This is a genomic window from Stenotrophomonas sp. STEN023 (assembly GCF_056760135.1).
Map to the genome: position 1 here is coordinate 1 of NZ_JBRREF010000019.1, position 20,118 is coordinate 20,118.

Annotated in this window: 19 protein-coding genes and 1 tRNA gene; 14 read left to right on the forward strand and 6 right to left on the reverse strand. The window is 63.9% G+C overall.

Annotation, left to right across the window (positions count from 1 at the left end):
- Positions 1-89: 89 nt before the first annotated feature.
- From ACVOLV_RS07755 to ACVOLV_RS07770, 4 genes are all read right to left on the reverse strand, one after another.
- On the reverse strand, positions 90-1,112 hold the full coding sequence (locus ACVOLV_RS07755; protein WP_481553865.1) for a restriction endonuclease: 1,023 nt from the start codon (positions 1,110-1,112) through the stop codon (positions 90-92).
- A 96-nt stretch (positions 1,113-1,208) separates the two neighbouring features.
- Positions 1,209-1,976, reverse strand: a complete 768-nt coding sequence (locus ACVOLV_RS07760) for a YggS family pyridoxal phosphate-dependent enzyme (protein WP_481553919.1) — start codon at positions 1,974-1,976, stop codon at positions 1,209-1,211.
- Positions 1,977-2,248: 272 nt separating this feature from the next.
- Positions 2,249-2,713: a phasin family protein gene (locus ACVOLV_RS07765; RefSeq protein ID WP_481553866.1), complete on the reverse strand. Its 465-nt coding sequence runs from the start codon at positions 2,711-2,713 to the stop codon at positions 2,249-2,251.
- Between the two features lie 79 nt (positions 2,714-2,792).
- The gene (locus tag ACVOLV_RS07770) at positions 2,793-3,068 is read right to left on the reverse strand and encodes a polyhydroxyalkanoic acid system family protein (RefSeq protein ID WP_481553867.1); all 276 of its coding nucleotides are present in this window, start codon (positions 3,066-3,068) and stop codon (positions 2,793-2,795) included.
- A 119-nt stretch (positions 3,069-3,187) separates the two neighbouring features.
- On the opposite strand from ACVOLV_RS07770, the gene ACVOLV_RS07775 reads away from it, so the two are divergent.
- The 4 genes from ACVOLV_RS07775 to aroA all read left to right on the forward strand — a co-directional run bounded on the left by ACVOLV_RS07775 (position 3,188) and on the right by aroA (position 7,962).
- On the forward strand, positions 3,188-4,000 hold the full coding sequence (locus ACVOLV_RS07775) for an FHA domain-containing protein (protein WP_481553868.1): 813 nt from the start codon (positions 3,188-3,190) through the stop codon (positions 3,998-4,000).
- Between the two features lie 143 nt (positions 4,001-4,143).
- Positions 4,144-5,229: a 3-phosphoserine/phosphohydroxythreonine transaminase gene (serC, locus tag ACVOLV_RS07780; RefSeq protein WP_481553869.1), complete on the forward strand. Its 1,086-nt coding sequence runs from the start codon at positions 4,144-4,146 to the stop codon at positions 5,227-5,229.
- Between the two features lie 50 nt (positions 5,230-5,279).
- Positions 5,280-6,506 carry a prephenate dehydratase gene (gene pheA / locus ACVOLV_RS07785; RefSeq protein ID WP_481553870.1) on the forward strand — a complete coding sequence of 409 codons (1,227 nt, stop codon included), beginning with the start codon at positions 5,280-5,282 and terminating at the stop codon, positions 6,504-6,506.
- 142 nt (positions 6,507-6,648) lie between these two features.
- A complete protein-coding gene (gene aroA / locus ACVOLV_RS07790; RefSeq protein ID WP_481553871.1) occupies positions 6,649-7,962 on the forward strand; it encodes a 3-phosphoshikimate 1-carboxyvinyltransferase in 1,314 nt (437 codons plus the stop codon).
- Here the strand turns inward: aroA and ACVOLV_RS07795 are convergent.
- Positions 7,946-8,440: an energy transducer TonB gene (locus ACVOLV_RS07795; RefSeq protein ID WP_481553872.1), complete on the reverse strand. Its 495-nt coding sequence runs from the start codon at positions 8,438-8,440 to the stop codon at positions 7,946-7,948. The two genes, aroA and ACVOLV_RS07795, sit on opposite strands and share 17 nt — an antisense overlap.
- Positions 8,441-8,548: 108 nt before the next feature.
- Positions 8,549-9,193, reverse strand: a complete 645-nt coding sequence (locus tag ACVOLV_RS07800; RefSeq protein ID WP_481553873.1) for an energy transducer TonB — start codon at positions 9,191-9,193, stop codon at positions 8,549-8,551.
- A gap of 113 nt (positions 9,194-9,306) precedes the next feature.
- Here ACVOLV_RS07800 and serS point away from each other — a divergent pair, with 113 nt between their 5' ends.
- The 10 genes from serS to ACVOLV_RS07850 all read left to right on the forward strand — a co-directional run bounded on the left by serS (position 9,307) and on the right by ACVOLV_RS07850 (position 20,073).
- Positions 9,307-10,584: a serine--tRNA ligase gene (gene serS, locus ACVOLV_RS07805; RefSeq protein WP_481553874.1), complete on the forward strand. Its 1,278-nt coding sequence runs from the start codon at positions 9,307-9,309 to the stop codon at positions 10,582-10,584.
- A 576-nt stretch (positions 10,585-11,160) separates the two neighbouring features.
- Positions 11,161-12,153 carry a LysR family transcriptional regulator gene (locus ACVOLV_RS07810; RefSeq protein ID WP_303749893.1) on the forward strand — a complete coding sequence of 331 codons (993 nt, stop codon included), beginning with the start codon at positions 11,161-11,163 and terminating at the stop codon, positions 12,151-12,153.
- 67 nt (positions 12,154-12,220) lie between these two features.
- Positions 12,221-12,310 (forward strand) — tRNA-Ser (locus tag ACVOLV_RS07815).
- A 227-nt stretch (positions 12,311-12,537) separates the two neighbouring features.
- Positions 12,538-14,076, forward strand: a complete 1,539-nt coding sequence (locus tag ACVOLV_RS07820; protein ID WP_481553875.1) for a sensor domain-containing diguanylate cyclase — start codon at positions 12,538-12,540, stop codon at positions 14,074-14,076.
- Positions 14,077-14,315: 239 nt separating this feature from the next.
- Entirely contained in the window at positions 14,316-14,819 is a 504-nt protein-coding gene (gene tadA, locus ACVOLV_RS07825; protein WP_481553876.1) for a tRNA adenosine(34) deaminase TadA, read from the forward strand.
- 91 nt (positions 14,820-14,910) lie between these two features.
- Positions 14,911-15,486, forward strand: a complete 576-nt coding sequence (gene orn, locus ACVOLV_RS07830; RefSeq protein ID WP_481553877.1) for an oligoribonuclease — start codon at positions 14,911-14,913, stop codon at positions 15,484-15,486.
- A gap of 5 nt (positions 15,487-15,491) precedes the next feature.
- Positions 15,492-16,346 (forward strand): EcsC family protein, encoded by an 855-nt coding sequence (locus ACVOLV_RS07835; RefSeq protein WP_481553878.1) that lies wholly within the window; start codon positions 15,492-15,494, stop codon positions 16,344-16,346.
- Positions 16,347-16,446: 100 nt separating this feature from the next.
- Positions 16,447-17,004 (forward strand): NADPH-dependent FMN reductase, encoded by a 558-nt coding sequence (locus ACVOLV_RS07840; protein WP_481553879.1) that lies wholly within the window; start codon positions 16,447-16,449, stop codon positions 17,002-17,004.
- Between the two features lie 214 nt (positions 17,005-17,218).
- Positions 17,219-18,649 carry a replicative DNA helicase gene (locus ACVOLV_RS07845; RefSeq protein ID WP_481511325.1) on the forward strand — a complete coding sequence of 477 codons (1,431 nt, stop codon included), beginning with the start codon at positions 17,219-17,221 and terminating at the stop codon, positions 18,647-18,649.
- A gap of 14 nt (positions 18,650-18,663) precedes the next feature.
- Positions 18,664-20,073: a cryptochrome/photolyase family protein gene (locus ACVOLV_RS07850; RefSeq protein ID WP_481553880.1), complete on the forward strand. Its 1,410-nt coding sequence runs from the start codon at positions 18,664-18,666 to the stop codon at positions 20,071-20,073.
- Positions 20,074-20,118 lie beyond the last annotated feature (45 nt).

Below are 20,118 nucleotides of genomic sequence, written 5' to 3' on the forward strand. Positions count from 1 at the left end.
CGGGGGCCCGTTTTTATGAATCCATGGTAGCCTTCCTTTCCTTTGGCCCGCCCCGCCGGGCGGGGGCCCGGGGGGGGCGCTGCTGTTGCTCAGATCGTGCTGCACTGCCGCCAACGCACCGGCTCATCGACGCCCGGACGCGGGTTGAGCTGCACCCGGGTGGTGCGCAAGGCTGGGTATCGCTGCAGCTGTTGGCAGATCAGTGGCCATACCTGGGCGTCTTCGCCACTGCGTTCCACCGACAAGGTGGAGCGGGTCAGCCAGATGCCGCTGACCACGCCGGAGGTGCCGGCCAAGGCCTTTGAAACGGATTGCTGGTAGCGCAGCAGTGTGGCCGCGTCCGGGTCCTGCACCAGGTCGCCCGGATGCGGTGCGGACGCCGCTGCAGGTTTGGCCTTGTTCGGTTCAGCGGCGGGCTCGGCGGCAGGGTGAGCGGCGGCTTCTGCGGCTGCTTCGGCAGTTGCTCCAGCGGCAAGCTGTGGCGCCGCCGCGACGGCTGCGGCGGCCGGGGTGTCTCCTTGCATGGTCATGTAGCCCATGCCGGCCAGCAGGCCGAGGGTGACTGCAGCCAAACCGGCAATGCCGGTGTGGCGCACCGCCTCGCGGCGGGCGATGCCGGTCACGGTCTCATGCGTTTCGGCTGGCATGTAGGGCTTGAGCAGCTGCCACAGCTGGCGTGCATCGATGACTTCGACCGAGCTCTTTTCCGCTTCGGCCAAGCCGTCGCGCTCAACGTGGCCCTCGGTGATCAGCAGCCCGCCAACGGCGCCGGTCAGGCTGATGGCCGATGCGAGTTCGTGGATCGCGCTCGCGTCGAAGCGGTAGGCGCGGCCGTGTTTGCACGACACCAGCCAGCGCTGACCGTCGCGCTGCAGCAGGAAATCGCTGCTGGTGCCACGGTCGTTCTCATCGTCGTCGGTGAGCGGGTGCAGGTCGCGCTGTTCGGCCATGGCCTGGTGCACGATGCGGGAAAACTCGCGCCAGCGCATGCCGGCCAATGCCGCCAGGCCGTGCTGGCGCTCGGTTTGACGGCGGGCAACCAACCATAAGTAAGCCGAAGCCAGGCCCCACAATAGCAATGCAAGCAACAGGGCCAGAATCCACGAAAACATCGACATACCTGAGAAGCCTAGAGTAGGGGCCCAGTCTATCTTTCCTGACGACCGTAAGAGCTGGCTGACTTCGCCTTTTTGAGCTGAGCCGGTGAATTAATCGGTGGGTTTGGTGGTTGGCCAGTAGTGGCTGTCGGGTACTGCGCGTGCGCCAAAAATGGCCTGGCCGACCCGGACCACGGTTGCGCCTTCCTCGATGGCGATCTCGAAATCCCCTGACATGCCCATCGACAGTTCGTCCAGACCGATGCCGGCCGGGGCCTGCTGTCGCAGCGCGTCGCGCAGTTCCCGCAAGCGCACAAAGCAGGCCCGCACCTGCTCAGGCTGGGCCGAGAACAGGGCCAGGGTCATCAGCCCGCGCACGCGCAATGCGCCCGAACGCGGCAGGGCCTGCAGGAAGCCGGCGACGGCCTCGGGGGCAAGCCCGTACTTGCTGTCCTCGTTGGAGGTGTTCACCTGTACAAAGACGTCCAGCGAGCGGCCTTCGACCTGCAGCCGCCGTTCCAGGGTTTCGGCCAGGCGCAGGCTGTCCAGTGCCTGGAACTCGTGGGCAAAGCGCGCCACCAGCTTGGCCTTGTTGGTCTGCAGATGGCCGATCACCGACCAGTGCAGATCGCCCAGATCCTGCATGGCCTCCCATTTGTGGTGGGCTTCCTGCACCTTGTTCTCGCCCAACAGGCGACAGCCGGCCTCATAGGCCAGGCGGATGTGGGCTTCGTCGATGGTCTTGCTGACCGGCAGCAGGCGCACGCTGCCGGGCGCGCGGCCGGCGCGCTGGCAGGCCGCGGCGATGCGCTCGTTGACCAGTGCCAGGTTGTGGCGGAAATCGTCCACGGTTTCGGCACGCGGGTACTGGCCGTGCATGGCGTGTCGGGTCTGGGTGCCGGAATCCAGGTCCGGGCGAGAGGTTTGCATGCATGTCTCCAGCGATTGCAGCAGCCGCCAGGTGTCACAAGGGCGGCGCAGTGAACGCTGGATTATCGCCGGTTGGCATGTGAAGCCGGTGGCTTTCAGCTGTGCGGGCAAATCACAGGCATGAAAAACCCGCCATCCGATGCCGTGAGGGGAGGGAGACTTACGGCGCGGTACTGCTGGCGGGTGATTGATTCTTGCTCAACTAATGTTGCTTTGCAACATTATTGATCTTCAGCTTGCTGCTCGCCATGCGCGGCCCGGCTTTCGGCCCGGGTGAGGCGGCGGTTGAGCGCATCCAGGCGGTCATTCAGCGCTTCGATATCGGTGCGCGACGGGATATCCATGCGCCGCAGCACGCCATGTACCCGGTCCTCGAACGATTTCTCGACCTTGTCCCAGGTGTCGGCGGCGCGGTCACGTGCCTGGCCCAGGGTGTTCTCGACGGTGTCGCGCAGGCTCTCGCCAGTGCGCGATTGCTCGCGGGAACGGGCTTCGGTGTTCTGCCCTTCCTTGACCAGGGTGTCGAACAACTTGCTGCCCTCGGCCTGTGCCCGCGACAGGGCGCCCAAGCCGGCCAACCAGACCTGCTGCGCCGACTCGGTCACCTTCCTGCTCAAGCGTTCGGCCTGACCCTGTGGGCCAGCGCTGTCGTCTTCATCTTCGGGGCGTTGCTCGTACGTGGTCATGACGATGCTCCTGTGCGGGTTTGAAGAGTCCAGCGCCACCGTAACGGCTTGGCGGCTTGATGTGTGTGACGGTGTCGGCTCAGCCCAGCTTGTCAGTCAGCACGCGTTGGATTTCGGACTCCACCATGCCCTTCATCGCCGACAGCAGGAAGCCCAGCTCGGCTTTGACCCGCACCGCGCCCGGCAGCAGTTCGATGGCGCCGTCCACGCCGGAGCGGTTGAAGTGCAGTACCGGGCCGTCCCAGCGGGTGACCACGTCGAAGCGTTCCTGCAGCTTCTCGGCGACCTCGGCGATGGCGGTGCGGGCGTTGTCATCGGACAGGGAATGGGCGTGCTGGATATCAATGGTGGACATGGCGTGTGGCCTGTACTGCTGTATGTAAGAAAGATGCGCCATTGTGCGGACCTGCGCGGCGTAGTCCAAGTCTCACGTACACCTTCTGCATGACCGGATGACCTGCTAGTCTGCTGCCGGTGCGCACTCTGCAAGTCCATTTCAGTAATCGTCAGCAGCCGGATCAGTCATTGATGCCGGGTGTCCAGCGCATTGTGCGCCATGCCTCCGGCCAGGTCCGGCTGGGCGATGGCAGCGTTGGCCCGCTGCTGCTGGCGCAGTTCTGCACCGATCAGCGCGGCGTCTGGCTGCAGGTCGCCAGTGGCAGCCGCGGCATTCATGTCAACGGCCGCCCGGTTCGGCGCATGGCGCTGCTGCGGGCGGGTGACTCGGTGTATGCCGACGGCGCGGAGATGCTGCTGCGCGGCGAATGCGAGCAGGTGCCGCATCCGCCCGAAGCGCCGAGTGATGGCAGCGAAGACCTGCGGGTGCTGCTGCGCGGGGTGGGCGGCCGCCATCACGGGCGCAGCTTCACCCTGGACAAGCCGCGTGTCATCGGCAGCGATCCGGCCAGCGACATCCATATCGATGACCCGGCGTTCGCCGAGCGTCATGCGCGATTCGAACGGCACGGTGAGAAAGTTCTGCTGCGCGACCTGGGTTCGGCCGAAGGCAGCCAGGTCAACGGTGTGAGTACCCGTCATTGCTGGCTGCAGGCCGGCGATCAGGTGGTGTTCGAGGGCAATCACCGTTTTGTGCTGGAAATCCCGCTGAGCCCGGTATCCGCGAGCGCGGCGTTCCCAGTCGAGGACGATGATGAGCCCGCGGTGATCAAGCCGTCTGCGGCTGCTCCGGCCAAGCCCAGGTTGCCGCGGCGTTGGCCCTGGCTGCTGCTTAGTGCCCTGTTGCTTGGGGCAGCAATCAGCGCCTTGCTGCTGTTCGGCGCACGCTGAGTAGCCGCTTCAGCAGCGATCTTCATCGCGGCTGTCTTCTGGCTTGAAACCGCGGCGCAAAATGGGTGCAGATGCAACTTTTCCCAGGTGGCCCAAGGCTGTTGCGCTGCGGCATACTAGGCGTTCTGCTCAACAGGTGTGACATGACACGCGCATTCAATTTCAGTGCCGGCCCAGCGACATTACCGGAATCGGTCCTGCGTCAGGCGCAGGCGGAGATGTTGGAATGGAATGGCGTAGGCGCGTCCATTGTCGAGATCAGCCACCGCAGTGCCGATTTCATGGCCGTGGCGGCCGAGGCCGAGGCTGACCTGCGTCGCCTGATCGGCATTCCCGACGACTACGCGGTGTTGTTCCTCGGTGGCGGCGCCACCACCCAGCAGGCCTTGCTGCCGCTGAATTTCGCCAGGCCCGGCCAGCGCGTGGATTACGTGGTCAGTGGCCATTGGGGCAAGACCGCGGTCAAGCAGGCCAAGCCCTATGTCGATGTCAACATCGCCGCCAGCGGTGAGGCCAGCGGCTACCGTGATATCCCGACGCGCTCGCAATGGCAGCTGTCGGACGATGCGGCTTACGTGCATATCACTGCCAACGAAACCATCCACGGAATCGAGTTCCGCGATGTGCCGGAGGTGGGCGAGGTACCGCTGATTGCCGATTTCAGCTCGTCGATCGCTTCCGAGCCGATCGATGTGTCGCGCTATGGCGTGATCTATGCCGGCGCGCAGAAGAACCTTGGTCCGGTGGGCATTGCCGTGGTCATCATCCGTCGTGACCTGCTGGAGCGTGCTGGCCAGCCGCGTGCCGACATCTTCGACTACCGCTCGCACGTCGAGCGCGACTCGATGTTGAACACGCCACCGACCTGGAACTGGTATCTGGCCGGGTTGATGTTCAAGTGGATGCTGGTCCAGGGTGGCGTGGAGGCCTTTGCCAAGCTCAGCCTTGCCAAATCCTCGGCTGTCTATGACGCCATCGACGGCTCCGGCGGCTTCTATCGCAATGAGGTGGCTGCGGCAGTGCGTTCGCGCATGAACATTCCGTTCTTCCTGCCCAGCGATGAGCTCAATGCGCGCTTTGTCAGTGAGTCCAAGGCAGCCGGCTTGCTGGCGCTGAAGGGCCACAAGGCCGTCGGCGGTATCCGCGCCTCGCTGTACAACGCCATGCCGCTGGAAGGTGCGCAGGCGTTGGCGGCCTTCATGCGTGATTTCCAGCAGCGCAACGGTTGAACCACTCCCGCCGTGCGCAGTGCGCCGGCCTGTAACAGGTAGACGATTCCATGGCGACCAAGCCAAGCAAGACCGCCAGCAAGGCCAAGCCGGCCACCGCAGCCAAACCTGCCGCCAAGCAGGCGCCGGCCAAGCCGGCTGCGGTCAAGAAAACTGCCGTCAGCAAGAAGGCGACCGCTGAGACCCTCACCGTCGCCAAGCCGGTGCTGTCGGATGTGCGCGCCAAGATCGACCAGATCGACCGCAGCATCCAGGCACTGATCGCCGAGCGGGCGAACTTCGCCCACCAGGTCGGCAAGGCCAAGGGCAAGCTGGCGGCAGCCGTTGATTACTACCGTCCAGAGCGTGAGGCACAAGTGCTGCGCATGGTGGTGGACCGCAACGAAGGCCCGCTCAGTGACGAAGTGCTGGTGCATGTCTACCGCGAGATCATGTCGGCCTGCCTGGCCCAGCAGGAGCCGCTGAAGATCGGCTACCTCGGACCGGAAGGCTCGTTCACCCAGCAGGCGGCGCACAAGCACTTCGGTCGCTCGGCGCTGGGTCTGCCGCTGGCCAACATCGAAGAGATCTTCCAGGAAGTGGAAAATGGCAATGCCGATTTCGGCGTTGTGCCGGTTGAGAATTCCGGGCAGGGCACGATCCAGATCACCCTGGACATGTTCCTGACCTCCAACCTCAAGATCTGTGGCGAAGTCGAGCTGCGCGTGCAGCAGTACCTGCTCTCGCGTACTGGGCGGATTGAAGACATCGAGCGCATCTACGCGCATCCGCAGGCCTTCATGCAGACCTCGGCCTGGCTGCGTGCCAATCTGCCCAAAACCGAGAAGGTGCCGGTCTCCAGCAACTCCGAAGGCGCGCGCCGCGCCCGCAATGCCGAAGATGCTGCGGCCATCGGCGGTGAGAGTGCAGGGCACGTCTATGGTTTGAAGAAAGTGGTGACCAAGCCGATCCAGAACGACGCGGATAACACCACGCGCTTCCTGGTGATCGGCCGCCAGCTGTTCCCGTCGTCGGGACATGACCGCACTTCGGTGCTGGTCTTCATCCACGATAAGCCCGGTGCCTTGTTCGACGTGCTCAGCCCGTTCGCGCGCCACGGTATCAGCATGAACCGCATTGAATCGCGGCCATCGCACCAGGCCAAGTGGGAATACGGCTTCTTCATCGACCTGGCCGGCCACATCGAAGACGAATCCATGCAGGCCGCGTTGGCCGAGCTGAAGTCGCATTCGGCGCAGATCAAGGTGCTCGGTTCCTATCCGGTCGCCGTGCCCTGACAGGCACGCAGTTCCTTCCCCCGCGCACGGGGGGAGGTGCCCGAAGGGCGGAAGGGGGCGCGTGTATTCAGCTGCCCAGTACATTGTAAATTTTTCTTTCCGCCGTCATCGCGGAAGGAACACAGCAGATCAGAGAGACCGCATGAGTTCCCAGCCCTACTGGATTGCACGCAAAGGTTCCGCCCTGCAGGGCACGCTCGCCATTCCCGGCGACAAATCGGTGTCGCACCGTTCGGTGATGTTCGCCGCGCTGGCCGATGGCGTATCCCAGATCGATGGTTTTCTGGAAGGCGAGGACACCCGCGCCACCGCCCACATCTTCGAGCAGATGGGTGTGCGCTTTGAAACCCCGTCTGCCTCGCAGCGGATTGTTCATGGCGTGGGCGTGGATGGCTTGAAGGCGCCGCAAGGCGAGCTGGACTGCGGCAACGCAGGAACCGGCATGCGTCTGTTGGCGGGCCTGCTCGCTGCGCAGCCGTTCGATACCACCCTGATCGGCGACGCCTCGCTGTCCAAGCGGCCGATGCGCCGGGTGACCGGGCCGCTGGCGCAGATGGGCGCGCGCATCGACACCCAGGATGATGGCACACCGCCGCTGCATATCCACGGCGGGCAAACGTTGCAGGGCATCCATTACGAATTGCCGGTGGCCAGCGCGCAGGTGAAATCGGCGGTGCTGTTGGCTGGTCTGTACGCGCAGGGCGAAACCTCGGTGATCGAGCCGCACCCGACCCGCGACTACACCGAGCGCATGCTGCGCGCGTTTGGCGTGGAGATTGACTTCGAGCCGGGCAAGGCGCGCCTGCGTGGCGGCCAGCGCTTGCGTGCGACGGATATTTCGGTGCCGGCGGACTTCTCGTCGTCGGCGTTCTTCATCGTTGCCGCCAGCGTCATTCCCGGCTCGGAAGTACGCCTGCGCTCGGTTGGCTTGAACCCGCGCCGTACCGGCCTGCTGGCTGCGCTGCGCTTGATGGGCGCGGACATCACCGAGGAGAACCACGCCGAGCATGGTGGCGAGCAGGTCGCTGATCTGGTCGTGCGCTACGCCCAGCTCAAGGGTGCGGAGATTCCGGAGGCGCTGGTGCCGGACATGATTGACGAATTCCCGGCGCTGTTCGTCGCCGCCGCCGCTGCCGAAGGCCAGACCGTCGTTCGCGGTGCGGCCGAGCTGCGGGTGAAGGAGTCAGATCGTTTGGCGGCGATGGCGACCGGTCTGCGTGATCTCGGTCTGCGCGTGGATGAAACCGAAGATGGTGCGACCATTTTTGGTGGCCCGCTGGGTAGCGGCACCATCGAAAGCCATGGCGATCACCGTATCTCGATGGCTTTCGCCATTGCCGGCCAGCTCAGCTCCGGTGAAGTGCGCATCAACGACGTGGCCAATGTGGCGACCTCGTTCCCGGGCTTCGACAGCCTGGCCAGTGGTGCCGGTTTCGGACTCAGCGTCCGGTCCTGAACTCCACCGGCACCTGCACGATGCTGTTGATGGCGCGGCCGTCCCGCATGGCGGGCTGGAAGCGCCATTGCCGCAGTGCTTCAATGGCGGCCTGATCCAACGCTGGATCAACGCCGCCCTCGTGCCCGATCACGCTGGCATGGCTGACCTGGCCGTTGGCGTCTATCTGCAGGCGCACGATCACATCGCCCTCCAGGCCCGCGTTGAGCGCGGCGGCGGGGTAGTCCGGCGTCGGGTTGCTGGACAGGGGCTCGGCATCGCGGTTGCCGGCAACACTGACCACCGACGTGGTGTCAGCGGTGGTGATGGAAACCGGACCGGTAGCGACCGGCGCCTGCAGGGTGCGGTAGCCCAATACACTGAAGATCGTCACAACTGCCACCGCGAGCAGGCCCCACAGCCAAGCCGCAGCGACGCCATGCGGGCGTGCTGGAACTGGATGCTGGGCGCTGCTGTGCTGGTGGGGGATGCTGGACATCGACTTGGGTGCTCTGCGTGACATCTACGCAGCAAGTCTGGTCTGCCACTCCCAAACGGCGAATGACTTTGAGCAGAAACCGGCTCCCTTGGGGAGCCGGGGTTCAGCTTACAGCGCCGGTTTGAAGTCGAAGGGGATTTCCAGGCTGCCCTGCATCGGCTGGCCATTGCTCTGTGCTGGCTGGAAACGCCAGTTGCGCACTGCTTCCTGCGCGGCCCGGTCCAAGTCGCGCGAGCCACTGCGCTGGATCAGGCGAACGTCCAATGGCACGCCATTGGCATCAACATCGACGTGAACGATCACCGTGCCGCTTTCACCACGGCGCAGTGCCGCTGGCGGGTAGTCCGGAGCAGGGCTCTGGCCGGGCAGTGGCACTGGCTGGTCGCTGGGAGCCGCGGCTGGCGCTGCGGGCGCGGTATCGACCGGGGCGGCTTCGGCGATGGGTTGCGGCGGCGGGGCAGGCGCGGCTTCCACCAGCTCCGGGGTTTCCTCCACGGCTTCCGGGCGCGCATCGGGCATGTCGCTGGCGCCTGCGCCGGCGGGCAGCGGTGCTGGCAATGGCGCCAATACGGCGCTGTTGGCCTGCGGCTGGGCTGGATCTGCGCGGTAGAACTCGTTCTGGCGGCGGGCATTGAGCCAGACCACCAGGAACAGCAATATGCCTACGCCAAAGGCGATGCCGGCGATCTTCAAACTGCTGCGGGGCAGGTGGAAAGTGAAGTTCTGGTCGGAGCGGGAGCTTGGGGCGGACATGGTCTTGACCGTGTGGATCAGGCCGATTCTTGCACAGGAAAGGTGAATCACGCGGCAGAAAGCCGCAGTTCGCGCGATAATCTACAGCTCACACCCGTACACAGTGCCCAGCCATGCTTGATCCAGCCCTTCTTCGCCAGCAGCCCGCCGAACTTGCCGAACGCCTGCGCAGTACGCGCGGCTACGTGCTGGATGTGGCCGCCTTCGAATCGCTGGAGGCTGATCGCAAGCGCATCCAGGTGCGCACCCAGGAGCTGCAGAGCCTGCGCAACAGCCGTTCCAAGTCGATTGGCCATGCCAAGGCCAAGGGCGAGGACGTGTCGGCGATCATGGCCGAAGTGGCTGCGTTCGCCGATGAGCTGAAGAGCTCCGAGGCCCAGCTCGATGTGCTGCGCGAGCAGATCGAGACCCTGTCGATGGGTATCCCGAACCTGCCCGCCGCCGATGTGCCGGCTGGCAAGGACGAGAGCGAGAACGTCGAACAGCTGCGCTGGGGCACCCCGCGCGAGTTCGACTTCCCGGTGCTCGATCATGTTGAGCTGGGCGCCCGCAACAACGGCCTGGACGCGGAAACCGCGGCCAAGCTGTCCGGCGCACGCTTCACCGTGCTGCGCGGCTCGATCGCGCGCCTGCACCGCGCCCTGGGCCAGTTCATGCTCAATCTGCACAGCAACGAGCATGGTTACGAAGAAACCAATGTGCCGGTGCTGGTCAATGCCGACTCGCTGCGCGGCACCGGTCAGCTGCCCAAGTTCGAGGAAGACCTGTTCAAGACCGCGCTGGGTGAATCCACCCGCTATCTGATCCCGACCTCGGAAGTGCCGCTGACCAACATTGTCCGTGACGAGATCATCGATGCCGAACGTCTGCCTGTGCGCATGACCGCGCACTCGATGTGCTTCCGTTCCGAAGCGGGTAGCGGTGGCCGTGACGTGCGCGGCATGATCCGCCAGCACCAGTTCGAGAAGGTGGAGCTGGTCAGCGTCTGCGCCGCCGAAGACAGCGATGCCGAACACGAGCGCATGACCGCTTGCGCCGAAGCGGTACTGCAGAAGCTGGGCCTGCCGTACCGCAAGGTGCTGCTGTGCACCGGCGACATGGGCTTCTCGGCGATCAAGACCTACGATCTGGAAGTCTGGCTGCCCTCGCAGCAGACCTACCGCGAGATCTCCTCGTGCTCGAACTGTGGTGATTTCCAGGCGCGCCGCATGCAGGCCCGCTGGCGCAACCCCAGCGGCAAGCCGGAGCTGGTGCACACCCTCAACGGCTCGGGCGTCGCGGTAGGCCGCGCAATGATCGCGGTGATGGAGAACTACCAGAACGCCGACGGCTCGATCACCATCCCGGATGTGCTGCGCCCCTACATGGGCGGCGCCGAAAGCATCGCCTGACCATCAGACGATCACGTTGCAGATCTGGCATGTAGTGCCGAGCCACGCTCGGCAGAAGCCTGCCCGATAAAGCCACGGCTCTCCGTTCCCACAAGGCCTTTGACCCTTGTGGGAGCGGTATGAACCGCGAAGCTCGATCAGCCGGAGTTGCAGCAAAGCCCGCAATCGCAAGGATTCCGGGTATCGCGGCGCACGCCGCTCCCACAAAAGCAGGCAGGCTGGCATTTGGTAGTGCCGAGCCATGCTCGGCAGCGGCCTGCCCGATAGTGCGTCAAGCGCCACGCCCCAGCGCTGCAAAGCTGCAGCGCCTTGTAGGAGCGGCGCGAGCCGCGAAGCCAGCAGCGCTGAAATTGCGCAAGAGCCGTCGACCACAAGGATCGCCAGCTTCGCGGCCTACGCCGCTCCTGCAAGAGCACGCCGGCCCTGGATGCTGCGGTCTTCAAAAATGAATGGCCGCCGGCATGGTGTGGCTATCAATAGCCTGAACCTCCAATCAGGACTGTTTGAGGCCTGATTTGTAAATACAGGACAAAGCTGATTAAATTAATGAGTTCGTTCCAATGATGGGCTCAATCCATGCAGGACCTCAACGACCTCTACTACTTCGCCATGGTGGTCGACCACGGCGGCTTTGCCGCTGCCGAACGTGCGCTGGGCATCCCGAAATCACGCCTCAGCCGGCGCATCAGCCAGCTTGAGACCGACCTCGGTGTGCGCTTGCTGCAGCGTTCCACGCGGCGCTTTGCGGTTACCGATGTCGGCATGAGCGTGCATCGCCATGCGCAGACCATGCTTGCCGAAGCGCAGGCAGCGCGCGAAGTGGTGGACCGGCTGAGCGCCGAGCCGCGCGGGCTGGTGCGCGCCAGCGTGCCGGTGTCGCTGGCGCAGATGCAGTTGCCCAAGCTGCTGCCGAAATTCCTCGAGCAATACCCCAAGGTGCGGCTGCAGCTGAACATCAGCAACCGCCGCGTCGACATCATCAACGAAGGTTACGACGTGGCCCTGCGCGTGCGCTCGCGCCTGGATGATGACGGCAGCCTGGTGATGCGCAGCTTTGGCCAGGTGCAGGAACTGCTGGTGGCCAGCCCGGCCTATCTGGACCGGGCAGGGCGGCCAGCCTCGCCGGAAGACCTCAGCAACCACGTCACCTTGAGCATCAGCGAAGACGAGGCGCGCCAGCGCTGGGAACTGCATGGTCCGGGCGGTGAAGTGCGCCGGGTCGAATTGCAGCCACGCGTGGCGGGTTTTGATTTCCCGCTGCTGCAGGCAATGGTCAAGGATGGTTTCGGCATCACCATGCTGCCGGAAACCGTCTGCGCCGAGGCCGTGCGCAATGGCGAGCTGGAAGTGGTGCTGCCGGACTGGTCGCTGCCGCAGGGTATCTGCCACGCGGTGTTTGCTTCGCGACGCGGGCTGCTGCCGGCGGTGCGGGTATTCATCGACTTCCTGGCCGAACACCTGCCGACCGAGCTGGAAGCCTCGCGTCTGCATTGCGGCGGTGCCTGCGAGCGGGCCAAGGAGAAGATCCGCGCCTCGATGGCTGGATCGTTGGCAATCGAAGCGGGTTGAACAAAAAAGCCCGCAAGCATGCGAGAATGCCCGCCCCGGAACGCTATCCGGGGTAGTTGTACGTTACGGGCAGATGGCCGAGCGGTTTAAGGCACCGGTCTTGAAAACCGGCGAAGGGTCAAACCTTCCGTGGGTTCGAATCCCACTTTGCCCGCCAGATTTCAGAGAAGCCGCTGTCACCAGCGGCTTTTTTGTTGTGCAGGGATGGGGGCGGGCAGTATCGGGTGACGCCGGAATGACACCGGTATCGTCCAGTCAGGACAGTTCCGCTGGTAAAATGGACACGGCTTGGGGGAGCTGCGCGCCCGGGCATGCATGGGTTCGTCGCGGCTACACCTTCAAGCGTCCGCGTTGGGATCCATGGATTTACGAAAACTGATTTTGGTGCTCACGTTGATCGGAGCACTGGTTCCATTCGCCAATACGTTCTATGCCAGCTACACGGTGCAGCGTCAGCAGCTGATGGACACCACGCTGGATGGCAACTACGCCTACGCCAACAAGCTGGCCAAGAGCACCGAGGATTTCCTGGGTGCGTCGCAGCTGCAGCTCGGCTACACCGCGCAGCTGTTGGGCGGGAAGATGGGCGATGTGTCCAGGCTGGAAGGGGAGGCTGCTCGTCTGCGCATGATGAGCAAGAGCTTCAACTCCATCACCATCTTCGATGCCGGCGGCAAGGTATTGGCGACTTCGCCGGAAGCCCTGGGTCTGCAGGGGCGGGTGCTGGGTAGTGAAGCGGTGAAGAATGCCTTGCGCGAGAAGCGGCCCTTGATCAGCGCGCCGTATCAATCTGCGACCGGCAACTTCATCGTCTTCATCACTCATCCGATTGTTTCCGAATCGGGCCGTTACCTGGGGGCGGTCGGCGGTGCGATCTACCTGCAGAAGGAAAACATCCTCGATCGGCTGCTAGGCCAGCACTTCTACGTCGATGGTTCCTATCTGTTCGTGGTCGACAGGCAGAGGCGCATCATCTATCACCCTGATCCGGACCGGGTCGGTGACTTCGTCGAAGACAATATCGTGGTAGATCGCGTTGCGGCCGGTCAGGCGGGCAAGGGGCCCACGGTTAACTCGCACGGCGTCGCTATGCTGGCAGGCTATGCACCGGTTGCGTCGACCGGCTGGGGCATCATCGCGCAACGGCCGCAGGCAGCCACGCTCGCGCCGCTGACCCAGCTGATGCAGAGCACCTTGTACCGGGCGCTGCCGGCCACGATCCTGACCTTGATCCTGATTCTCTGGAGTGCGCGCCTGATCTCGCGTCCGCTGCGCTTGCTGGCCGATGGTGCACGCAAGATGGAGGATCCGTCCTCGGCCAAGGATATCCGAGAGGTGAAATCCTGGTACTTCGAGTCACGTGAGCTCAAGAAGGCCTTGTTGATTGGGATTGATGCGATCCACAAAAGCTTCAGCAAGCTGCGCGAGGACACCACCACCGATCCACTGACCAAACTGGGTAACCGTCGTCTTCTGGACGAGGCGCTGGCGAATTTCGAGAGCCAAGGCTGCGCTTTCTCGGTGATCTCGATCGATATCGACCATTTCAAAAAGATCAACGACAGCTACGGTCACGATGTCGGCGACGCCGCCCTGCGGCAGCTTGCCCAACGCATGCGCGAGGCCTGCCGCGCCTATGACGTGCCGTTACGTGTGGGTGGCGAGGAGTTCCTGATCCTGCTGCCGTCGACCACCCTGGCAACGGCGGCGCAGGTGGCCGAACGGCTGCGCATGGCGGTGGAGGCAATGAAAATCGCCAAGGTTGGTGCGATCACGATCTCGCTGGGCGTGGCCAATTGGCCGCAGAGCAGTTTCGAAGTCGAGGCGGTGCTCAAGGCGGCGGATGAAATGCTGTATGCCTCCAAGCGCGGCGGCAGGAACCGGGTTTCGGTGGATCAACGCGAACCCGTAGCCACTTTGTAGAGTCTGGTAGCGAATATTCTTTGTGGGAGCGGCGTAAGCCGCGAAGCACGGTCAGCTTCAGATGACATGGAAGCCAAGGGGCTGAGCAACGTCAGCTTCGCGGCGTACGCCGCTACCACAAACAGATGGCTGGTGCGTGCACCAGCTGCTTCGCCTTGGGTTAGTGGTGTCCACTGAAGGACACCGGCCGGTAGCCATCTGCGTTACCCTTGCGCCGCTTCCCCACCTGTATTCCCCGCATGTCCCAGATCGATCCAGCTGTCACCGATGAACATTGGATGCGCCAAGCCTTGGCCTTGGCCGACCGCGCGCAGCGCGAGTTCGATGAGATTCCGGTGGGCGCGGTTCTGGTTGCTGCCGATGGTGCGCTGCTGGGCGAGGGCTGGAACCTCAATATCGCCAACCATGACCCCAGCGCGCATGCCGAGATTGTAGCCATGCGCCAGGCCGGCAAGGCCTTGGGCAATCACCGGCTGGTTGGCAGCACCTTGTACGTGACGCTGGAGCCCTGCGCGATGTGTGCAATGGCGCTGGTGCATGCGCGCATCGCGCGGGTGGTGTTTGCCGCCACCGATCCCAAGACCGGTGCCTGCGGCAGCGTGTTCGACCTGCTTACCGACCCGCGCCATAACCACCGTGTGCAGGTGCAGGGTGGGGTGCTGGCACAAGAGGCCAGCCTGCGTTTGACCAATTACTTCAGGGCCAAGCGTGGGCGCCCGTTGTTGACCCCCGACGACCTTTGACGCGGCCCCTACCTTGGGCGGGGGTATCATGTGCACTTCGATATTCCGGTTGTGCGATGTGCGATCGCCAGCCCCAAGCACGAGGTAGCACATGGCGGACAACAGCGCGGGCAATGATCGGCTGATCTGGATTGACCTGGAAATGACCGGTCTTGATACGGACAACGATTCCATCATCGAGATCGCAACCGTCGTCACCGACGGCCAACTCAATGTATTGGCCGAGGGCCCCGAGTTCGCCATCAACCATTCGCTGGCTACGCTGGAAGCGATGGACGAATGGAACCGTAACCAGCACCAGCGTTCGGGCTTGTGGCAGCGAGTGCTCGACAGCACGACCAGCGCGGGCCAGGCCGAAGCCAGGACCATCGCCTTCCTGCAGGACTTGATCAAGGCCGGTGCCTCGCCGATGTGCGGCAACTCGATCTGCCAGGACCGGCGTTTCCTGCACCGGCAGATGCCGCGGTTGGAGAAGTACTTCCATTACCGCAACCTCGATGTGTCCACCATCAAGGAGCTGTCCAAGCGCTGGTCGCCTGCGGTTGCTGCCGGGGTTACCAAGACGTCCAGCCACACCGCACTGAGTGACGTGCACGATTCCATTGCCGAGCTGCGCCACTACCGGCAGTTCATGGGCGTGCTGGCGGGTTTGCCGGAAGCCGGCTGAACAGCATGAGTGATCTGGTTCCTCGTCTGCAGGACAACGCGCAGGATCTGGCCGATCTGGAACGGGCGGTGGGCTTGCTGGAGTCGCCCACCCTTACCGCCAAGATGGCGAATCTGATCGGCGGGCCGCTGGAGTTTGCGGTGCGCAAGCTGCCGGCAGCGGTGTCCTCGCGCATCCAGGGCGTGACTGAGGCAGCCCTGTACAAGGCTGCGCAGACGGCGCTGTGGACGATGGACAATAAGCAGCCCGGCAAGCCGGCATCACCGCGCCTGCACAAGCTGGCGGCGGCCGCGTCCGGTGCGCTGGGTGGGGCAGGTGGCCTGCCGGCGCTGGCGATCGAGTTGCCACTGTCGACCACCATCATCATGCGTGCGGTGGCCGATGTTGCCCGTAGCGAAGGTTTCGATCTGAACGAGATGGCGACCCGCCAGGCCTGTCTGGAAGTGTTCGCGCTGGGCGGCAATTCCGGCCAGGACGATGCCAGCGAGACCGGTTATTATCTGGCGCGGGGCTTCACCACTGAGGTGATGCGGCATCTGTCGGCGGAGTTGGCCGGTAGCGCGATCAGCGGCAGCCACGGCGTGCTGCTCGGGTTGGGCCCGAAGGAAGCCGGCAAGTGGCTGGCCAGGATCGTCGAGAAGATCGCCGCCCGTTTTGGTGTGGTGGTGTCAGAGAAGTTTGTCGCGCAGGCGGTACCGGTGATCGGTGCGGTGGCTGGCGCCACCTTGAACACCATGTTCACCGCTTATTACCAGGACATGGCACGCGGACATTTCATCATCAAGCGGCTGGAGCTGAAGTACGGTTTCGATACGGTGCGGCTGGCCTATGGCGGGCTGACTGGCCGTCTGCGCCTGTGATGTTGCGTATCTCACGCAACTGATTGTGCTGGACGCGCCCTTCACCTGTTGCGAAGCCCATTCTGGCTAGCCTGTGTTCTTCTTTCGGAGCGAGGTCGCCATGAGCCAGTACAAGATCGCGGTTTTCGTCGGCAGTCTGCGCAAGGAGTCGATCAACCGGCGCTTGGCGCTGGCGCTGGAGAGGCTGGCCGGCGACCGCGCCAGTTTCGAGTACATCCAGATCGGCGATATTCCGCTGTACAACCAGGATCACGATAGCCAGTTCCCGGCGCAGGGTACGCGCATGAAGAACCAGGTACGGGCCGCCGATGCGGTGCTGTTCGTCACCCCCGAATACAACCGTTCCATTCCCGGTGTGCTGAAGAACGCGATCGACACCGCCTCGCGTCCTTACGGCGACAATGCCTTTGCAGGCAAGCCGGCGGCGGTGGTCGGGACCTCCATCGGCGCCATCGGCACTGCGCTGGCCCAACAGCACCTGCGCAACGTGCTGGTATTCGTTGATCTGGCGGTGATGCCGCAGCCGGAGGCCTTCCTGCACTTCAAGGACGGGCTGATCGAGGCCGATGGCAGTATCAGCAACGAGGGCACCAGCAAGTTCCTGCAGGGCTTCGTCGACAGGTTCCTGGCCTGGATCGAACGCCAGCAGCACGTCTGAGGTCGCAGACGGCAGGGCGGCGCTGAGGCTGCTCATGCGATAATCCGCACCCGGTGCTGCAACGGCACCGGGTGCTTGTTTCTGTATGCCAGCCCAACCCGCAGCCCTTGCAGGCTTGGGTTGTAGACAGGTTATCCACAGACTTGTACGTATCCCGGTGGGCGATGCCCACCTACCATGGCCGCACGGCCTTATTGCAGGAATAACGCTTTTCATGTCCGCCCGTACTGGTTTCCGTTCCGACCGCGATCGCGGTGACCGCAATGACCGCTCCGATCGCAGCGATCAGCGCATCGACGCCTTGCGCGTGCCCCCTCATTCGGTGGAAGCCGAGCAGGCCGTGCTTGGCGGCCTGATGCTGGCGCCGGAGGCCTATGATCGGGTCAACGAGGCGCTGACCGACAAGGATTTCTACCGGCGCGACCACCAGCTGATCTACCGCGCGATCCGCGAGCTGTCCGAACGCGACCGCCCGTTCGATGCGGTGACTCTGGGCGAATGGTTCGAATCACAGGGCAAGTTGGACATGGTCGGCGACGGCGCCTACCTGATCGAGCTGGCCAGTACCACGCCGTCGGCGGCCAACATCAGCGCCTATGCCGAGATCGTGCGCGACAAGGCGGTGCTGCGGCAGTTGATCCAGGTCGGCACCGACATCGTCAACGACGGCTTCCAGCCGGAAGGGCGCGACAGCTCGGAGCTGTTGCAGACCGCCGAAAAGTCGGTGTTCGCCATTGCCGAGCAGGGCGCGCGTGGTCGAACCGACTTCGTTGCCATGCCGGGCGCATTGAAGGATGCCTTCGAGGAGCTGCGCAACCGCTTCGAGAACGGCGGCAACATCACCGGTCTGCCGACCGGTTACAACGATTTCGATGCGATGACCGCCGGCCTGCAGCCGACCGATCTGATCATCCTGGCCGCGCGTCCGGCCATGGGCAAGACCACCTTCGCTTTGAACATCGCCGAATACGCGGCGATCAAGTCGAAGAAGGGCGTGGCGGTGTTCTCGATGGAAATGTCCGCATCGCAGTTGGCGATGCGTCTGATTTCGTCCAACGGCCGCATCAACGCCCAGCGCCTGCGTACCGGCCAGTTGGAGGATGAGGACTGGAGCCGCGTGACCGGCGCCATCCGCATGCTGAAGGAAACCAAGATCTTCATCGACGATACCCCGGGCGTGTCGCCGGAGATCCTGCGTTCCAAGTGCCGCCGGCTCAAGCGCGAGCACGATCTGGGCTTGATCGTGATCGACTACCTGCAGCTGATGAGCGTGCCGGGCAACAGCGAAAACCGCGCCACCGAAATCTCGGAGATCTCGCGTTCGCTCAAGGGCCTGGCCAAGGAGCTTCACGTGCCGGTGATCGCGCTGTCACAGCTCAACCGCTCCTTGGAAACCCGTACCGACAAGCGCCCGGTGATGGCCGACCTTCGCGAATCCGGCGCTATCGAGCAGGATGCGGACATGATCGTCTTCATCTACCGCGACGATTACTACAACAAGGAAAATTCGCCGGACAAGGGCTTGGCCGAGATCATCATCGGCAAGCACCGTGGTGGCCCGACCGGTTCGTGCAAGCTGAAGTTCTTCGGTGAGTACACCCGCTTTGACAACCTGAGCCACGATTCGGTGGGTTCGTTCGAATAAGCGGGAGCTGCTGCATGTCCACCGCCATTGTCTGGTTCCGCCGCGATCTGCGACTGCGTGACAACCCGGCGCTGCAGGCTGCGATTGAAGCTGGCCACGATGTCATCCCGGTCTACATCCATGCGCCGCAGGAAGAGGGCGCATGGGCACCGGGTGCGGCCTCCGACGCCTGGCTGCACCATTCGCTGCAGCAGCTTGATGCACAACTGCGCGCGACCGGCTCGGCGCTGCTGCTACGCAGTGGCGACAGCATGGCGCAGCTGCAGGCATTGGTTGCCGAAAGCGGAGCCGAGGCGGTCTATTGGAACCGCAAGTATGAGCCGGCCACGCAGCCGCGTGATGCGGCGATCAAGCGTGGCCTGCGCGAGCAGGGTGTGCAGGTGGAAAGCCATAACGGCTATCTCCTGTTCGAGCCCTGGGAGCTGGCCACGCTGCAGGGTGGGCCGTACAAGGTGTTCACCCCGTTCTGGCGCAACGCGCTGACCCGCTGGCGGTTGCCTGAGCTGTCTGATGCGCCGCGCACGCTGAGCCCGGTAAAACTGTCGGGCCTACCCTTGCAGGCGCTTGCCCTGGCACCGCGTCTTGGTTGGGATGCCGGCTTCTGGGAGCACTGGCAGCCCGGCGAAGCCGGCGCACAGGAAGCGCTGGAAGTGTTCGCCGAGGGCGCGCTCAATGGCTACCGCGAGCAGCGCGATCTGCCGGATCGCACGGGTACGTCGCTGCTGTCGCCACACCTGCATTTCGGTGAGATCGCACCGTGGCGTATCGCCCATACGCTGGAAGGCATGCGCAGCGCCGGTCGCGATGCGGACATCGATGGCTACATCCGCCAGCTGGGGTGGCGTGAGTTCTCCTGGCATCTGCTGCATCACTTCCCGCAGACCAGCGACGTCAATCTCAATCCACGCTTCGAACGTTTTGCCTGGGAGCCGGCGCAGCCTGAGATGCTGGCGGCGTGGCAGCAGGGCCGTACCGGTATTCCCATCGTCGACGCCGGCATGCGCGAGTTGTGGGCAACTGGTTACATGCACAATCGGGTGCGGATGCTGGTGGGCAGCTTCCTGTGCAAGCACATGCGCATGCACTGGAAAGAGGGCGCACGCTGGTTCTGGGACACGCTGGTGGATGCCGATCTGGCGAACAACAGCATGGGCTGGCAGTGGATCGCCGGCACCGGCGCGGATGCCGCGCCGTATTTCCGCGTGTTCAACCCGGTGACGCAGGCGCAGAAGTTCGATCCCAACGCGCGCTACATCAGCCGCTGGGTCCCGGAGCTGGCGGCACTGCCGGTGAAGGCGCGGTTTGCACCCTGGCAGTTCCCGCAGCTGCTGGCCGAGCTTGCGCCAGGCTACCCGACCCAGCCGCTGGTGGACCTTGCCAAGGGCCGGGATGAGGCCTTGGCCGCGTACCAGCGCTGTCGCTGACACGGGCTTAACGTGCAAGACAGTTAGATGAATGGATACCTGTGA

What these genes read in the sequence shown, in the direction of transcription:
- ACVOLV_RS07755 (WP_481553865.1), bottom strand. Translation starts at nt 1,112, where the DNA reads ATGTTTTCGTGGATTCTGGCCCTGTTGCTTGCATTGCTATTGTGGGGC.
- ACVOLV_RS07760 (WP_481553919.1), bottom strand. Translation starts at nt 1,976, where the DNA reads ATGCACGGCCAGTACCCGCGTGCCGAAACCGTGGACGATTTCCGCCAC.
- ACVOLV_RS07765 (WP_481553866.1), bottom strand. Translation starts at nt 2,713, where the DNA reads ATGACCACGTACGAGCAACGCCCCGAAGATGAAGACGACAGCGCTGGC.
- ACVOLV_RS07770 (WP_481553867.1), bottom strand. Translation starts at nt 3,068, where the DNA reads ATGTCCACCATTGATATCCAGCACGCCCATTCCCTGTCCGATGACAAC.
- serC (WP_481553869.1), top strand. Translation starts at nt 4,144, where the DNA reads ATGACACGCGCATTCAATTTCAGTGCCGGCCCAGCGACATTACCGGAA.
- pheA (WP_481553870.1), top strand. Translation starts at nt 5,280, where the DNA reads ATGGCGACCAAGCCAAGCAAGACCGCCAGCAAGGCCAAGCCGGCCACC.
- aroA (WP_481553871.1), top strand. Translation starts at nt 6,649, where the DNA reads ATGAGTTCCCAGCCCTACTGGATTGCACGCAAAGGTTCCGCCCTGCAG.
- ACVOLV_RS07795 (WP_481553872.1), bottom strand. Translation starts at nt 8,440, where the DNA reads ATGTCCAGCATCCCCCACCAGCACAGCAGCGCCCAGCATCCAGTTCCA.
- ACVOLV_RS07800 (WP_481553873.1), bottom strand. Translation starts at nt 9,193, where the DNA reads ATGTCCGCCCCAAGCTCCCGCTCCGACCAGAACTTCACTTTCCACCTG.
- serS (WP_481553874.1), top strand. Translation starts at nt 9,307, where the DNA reads ATGCTTGATCCAGCCCTTCTTCGCCAGCAGCCCGCCGAACTTGCCGAA.
- ACVOLV_RS07810 (WP_303749893.1), top strand. Translation starts at nt 11,161, where the DNA reads ATGCAGGACCTCAACGACCTCTACTACTTCGCCATGGTGGTCGACCAC.
- tadA (WP_481553876.1), top strand. Translation starts at nt 14,316, where the DNA reads ATGTCCCAGATCGATCCAGCTGTCACCGATGAACATTGGATGCGCCAA.
- orn (WP_481553877.1), top strand. Translation starts at nt 14,911, where the DNA reads ATGGCGGACAACAGCGCGGGCAATGATCGGCTGATCTGGATTGACCTG.
- ACVOLV_RS07835 (WP_481553878.1), top strand. Translation starts at nt 15,492, where the DNA reads ATGAGTGATCTGGTTCCTCGTCTGCAGGACAACGCGCAGGATCTGGCC.
- ACVOLV_RS07840 (WP_481553879.1), top strand. Translation starts at nt 16,447, where the DNA reads ATGAGCCAGTACAAGATCGCGGTTTTCGTCGGCAGTCTGCGCAAGGAG.
- ACVOLV_RS07845 (WP_481511325.1), top strand. Translation starts at nt 17,219, where the DNA reads ATGTCCGCCCGTACTGGTTTCCGTTCCGACCGCGATCGCGGTGACCGC.
- ACVOLV_RS07850 (WP_481553880.1), top strand. Translation starts at nt 18,664, where the DNA reads ATGTCCACCGCCATTGTCTGGTTCCGCCGCGATCTGCGACTGCGTGAC.